At 60.9% G+C, this 4,014-nt stretch carries 3 protein-coding genes and 2 pseudogenes; all 5 read left to right on the forward strand.

The genetic code is table 11. The features are described 5' to 3' along the window. Positions 1-223, forward strand: a pseudogene (locus tag ACIOVB_RS27105) (acetyl-CoA carboxylase biotin carboxylase subunit); the annotation flags it as partial. Between the two features lie 283 nt (positions 224-506). Then, positions 507-1,385, forward strand: coding sequence for a 50S ribosomal protein L11 methyltransferase (gene prmA, locus ACIOVB_RS27110; protein WP_187678520.1), 879 nt, complete (start codon positions 507-509; stop codon positions 1,383-1,385). Between the two features lie 30 nt (positions 1,386-1,415). Further along, a complete protein-coding gene (locus ACIOVB_RS27115; protein ID WP_401272226.1) occupies positions 1,416-2,696 on the forward strand; it encodes a DUF3426 domain-containing protein in 1,281 nt (426 codons plus the stop codon). Positions 2,697-2,881: 185 nt separating this feature from the next. After that, positions 2,882-3,892, forward strand: a complete 1,011-nt coding sequence (gene dusB, locus ACIOVB_RS27120; RefSeq protein WP_187678522.1) for a tRNA dihydrouridine synthase DusB — start codon at positions 2,882-2,884, stop codon at positions 3,890-3,892. Next, positions 3,889-4,014 (forward strand): annotated as a pseudogene (locus tag ACIOVB_RS27125) (DNA-binding transcriptional regulator Fis); the annotation flags it as partial. The gene dusB and the pseudogene ACIOVB_RS27125, both read left to right, overlap by 4 nt.

Here is a 4,014-nt window from a genome sequence, read left to right on the forward strand (position 1 = left end):
GGTTCCGCCGAACTACGACTCGCTGATCGGCAAGCTGATCACTTACGGCGCCACCCGCGACGAAGCCATGGCGCGCATGCGCAATGCCCTGGACGAAATCGTGGTTGACGGGATCAAGACCAACATCCCGTTGCACCGTGATCTGGTTCGTGACGAAGGCTTCTGCAAAGGGGGCGTGAATATTCACTACCTCGAGCACAAGCTGGCTGGCGAGAAGCACTAAGCTTCAGCCCGCACCAGACAAAGCCGCCTTCGGGCGGCTTTGTTGTATCTACACGCTTCACAATTCCCCTGTGGGAGCGAGCCCGCTCGCGAAGCGGCCGTTTCAGTCGCCATTCTCGTTGTTGACCCAGCGCAATCGCGAGCAGGCTCGCTCCCACAGTATCCCTGCCTGGCTCAACATCTGCGCTACAAAGCAGCTCCCACAAACCCTGCGCGCTCGCGTAAACTTGCGCGCTTCTCGCTGGCCGCTAGGCTGCAATCATATTTTTTCAAAGGTGCCCGCCATGCCTTGGCTGCAAGTACGACTCGCCATCAGCCCGGAACAAGCCGAAACCTACGAAGACGCTTTCCTTGAAGTGGGCGCCGTATCGGTGACATTCATGGACGCCGAAGATCAGCCGATCTTCGAGCCGGAACTCAACACCACACCGCTGTGGGCGCACACGCACCTGCTGGCCCTGTTCGAGGGCGGCACTGAAGCCGCACCGGTACTGGCCCATCTGGAATTGCTGACCGGCAGCCCGCTGCCGGAGCATCACAGCGAAGTCATCGAAGACCAGGATTGGGAACGCAGCTGGATGGACGGTTTCCAGCCAATGCGTTTCGGCCAGCGCCTGTGGATCGTGCCGAGCTGGCACGCTGCTCCAGAGCCTGACGCCGTCAACCTGCTGCTCGATCCGGGTCTGGCGTTCGGCACCGGCACGCACCCGACCACCGCGTTGTGCCTGGAATGGCTCGACGGCCAGGATCTGAAAGACTGCAACGTGCTGGACTTCGGCTGCGGCTCGGGGATTCTGGCCATCGCCGCCCTGTTGCTCGGCGCTAAAGAAGCAGTCGGCACCGACATTGACGTGCAGGCGCTGGAAGCCTCGCGTGACAATGCCGGTCGCAACAACATTGCCGACGAGCTGTTCCCGCTGTATCTGCCGGAAGATCTGCCGCAGGTCAAAGCCGACGTGCTGGTTGCCAACATTCTGGCCGGCCCGCTGGTTTCGCTGGCTCCGCAACTGTCCAGCCTGGTCAAATCCGGGGGGCGTCTGGCGCTGTCTGGCATCCTCGCCGAACAAGGTGAAGAAGTCGCTGCCGCTTATGCTCAGGACTTCGATCTCGACCCGATCGCCAATCGCGATGGCTGGGTGCGCATTACCGGGCGTCGGCGCTAGAATGGCCGCCTGCATAATCCGGATCGCCGCATGACCGACAGTTTCGTCACTCAGTGCCCGCATTGCCAAACCAGTTTCCGTGTCAGCCATGCTCAATTGAGCGTGGCCCGCGGGGTGGTTCGCTGCGGCTCTTGCCTGCAAGTGTTCAACGCCGCCAAACAGCTGCTTGAGCAACACGCTGGCAAGGACGCGGTGACGCCGGTCGCGCCGCCGATTGAAACGCTGCCCGTCGAGGAGCTACCGCTTGTCGAGCCCCAGGCCATCGTCGAGCCGTCCCCGCCGCGCGCCATCAGCCAAAAGCAGTGGAGCGCCTCGGAGCTGGACCTCGACAGCCTGGATCTGGACGAAGAACTCGCCCGTCTCGAACAACGGGAAATCCAGCCGACCACCGAATTCGGTCGTCCGCGCGAAGACTCCCTGAGCGCCCGGCGTGATAGCCCCGAAGCCGATGAAACCGTGTGGCGCGACAGTCTGTTCAGTGCGCGTGACGACGAGCACACGCCCACGCCAGAGGCAGAAGACGAAGCCGATCCGCAAATCCTTGACGTCGAACAGGAAAAAACCACGCGCACCGAGCCCTCGCTGTCGCTGGAACCGGTGGATCTGGACGACGAGCCGGCGATCCCGCAACTGCGTCTGCACGATCCGATTGATCCGAATGCCCGTCGCGAGCACCTGTCCGCCAGTGACGAAGCCGATGACGACGATCTGCCTGCAATCGAGCCATCGCGCAAAAAACGCGAACGCGCAGAACCCGGCGTGCGCGCCGAAGTGTTGCAGGACCTGACTGACGACCCGCTGCAACTGGACTGGCAGAAACGCCGCTCGCCGTGGGGTCGACGCCTGCTATGGCTGACGCTGGTGTTGCTGGCCGCCGGTGGCTTGGCTTTCCAGTACATCGCCTATCATTTTGATGAACTGGCACGTCAGGATCAGTACCGCCCATGGTTCCAGCAAGTCTGCCCGCAGATCGGTTGCACTGTGCCGTCCAAGGTCGACATCGCCAAAATCAAGAGCAGCAATCTGGTGGTGCGCAGCCATCCGGAGTTCAGCGGTGCGCTGGTGGTCGACGCGATCATCTATAACCGCGCGACGTTCTCCCAGCCGTTTCCGCTGCTGGAACTGCGTTTTGCCGACCTTAACGGCCATCTGATCGCCAGTCGCCGCTTCAAACCCGGCGAATACCTCAACGGCGACCTCGAAGGTCTGGCGGAGATGCCGCCGCAAACGCCGATTCACATCGCCCTGGATATTCTCGATCCAGGCCCGAAAGCGGTGAATTACAGCCTGAGTTTTCACTCGCCCGAGTGAACCGCTTCACCGCTTCTTGATTGACGGCAATTTTCTGACTTCGCGCTGCGCAACCAAACCGCTGGCGATAACGGAATAACTGTTCAGATTTTGTTCAATTCAGCCTTTATCCAGTCATCGAGAGCGGGTATCATGCCCACCCTTTTTCGAACTCTCATGATCCGGCCCCACTTCAGGGAAGTCCTATGTCGGCGGTACGCATCGGCCCATATACATTACAGAACGGCTTGATTCTCGCCCCGATGGCGGGCGTCACCGACCAGCCCTTTCGTCAGCTGTGCAAGCGTCTGGGCGCGGGGCTTGTAGTCTCGGAAATGGTCACCAGTGACATGAGCCTGTGGAACACCCGCAAGTCGCGCATGCGCATGATCCACGAAGGCGATCCCGAACCACGCTCGGTACAGATCGCCGGTGGCGACGCGCAGATGCTGGCGGATGCAGCACGGGCCAACGTCGAACTGGGCGCACAGATTATTGATATCAACATGGGTTGCCCGGCAAAAAAGGTCTGCAACAAGGCCGCCGGCTCTGCGTTGCTGAAGGATGAAGCACTGGTCACCGAGATCCTGCAGGCCGTCGTGGCTGCGGTTGATGTGCCGGTGACCCTGAAGATCCGCACCGGATGGGATCGCGACAACAAGAACGGCCTGACCGTGGCAAAGATCGCCGAGCAGGCCGGGATCACCGCGCTGGCAGTGCATGGCCGCACTCGCGCCGATCTGTACACCGGCGAAGCCGAGTACGACACGATTGCCGCGATCAAGCAGGCTGTGTCGATCCCGGTGTTTGCCAATGGCGATATCGATTCGCCGGAAAAGGCCCGCTACGTGCTCGACGCGACCGGTGCCGATGGCCTGTTGGTAGGCCGTGCCGCCCAAGGGCGGCCATGGATTTTTCGCGAGATCGATCATTACCTGCGTACCGGCGAGAAATTGCCGGCCCCGCAACTGATCGAAGTGGAACGCATACTGCTAGAGCATCTGGCCGCACTTCACGCTTTCTATGGGGACGTGATGGGCGTGCGCATTGCTCGAAAGCATGTGGGCTGGTATCTCGCAACCTTGCCGGGCGCCAGGGAGTTTCGCGCCCACTTCAATCGTTTGGATGGTACGGAAACACAATGCGCCAACGTTCGGGAGTTCTTCGCCGAGCGTTACAAAAGCCTGACAGGGGACGAAGAAGGGGTGGCCGCATGACGATGATGACCGAGACTTTAGTGAGTGGACCAGCTCCCGTGAGCGACAACGTGAATTTGAAACAGCACCTCAATACTCCGAGCGAAGAAGGGCAGACCCGTCGCGGGAGTGTCGAGAAGGCG

This window comes from Pseudomonas sp. NPDC087639 (assembly GCF_044743385.1).
Lineage (GTDB): Bacteria > Pseudomonadota > Gammaproteobacteria > Pseudomonadales > Pseudomonadaceae > Aquipseudomonas.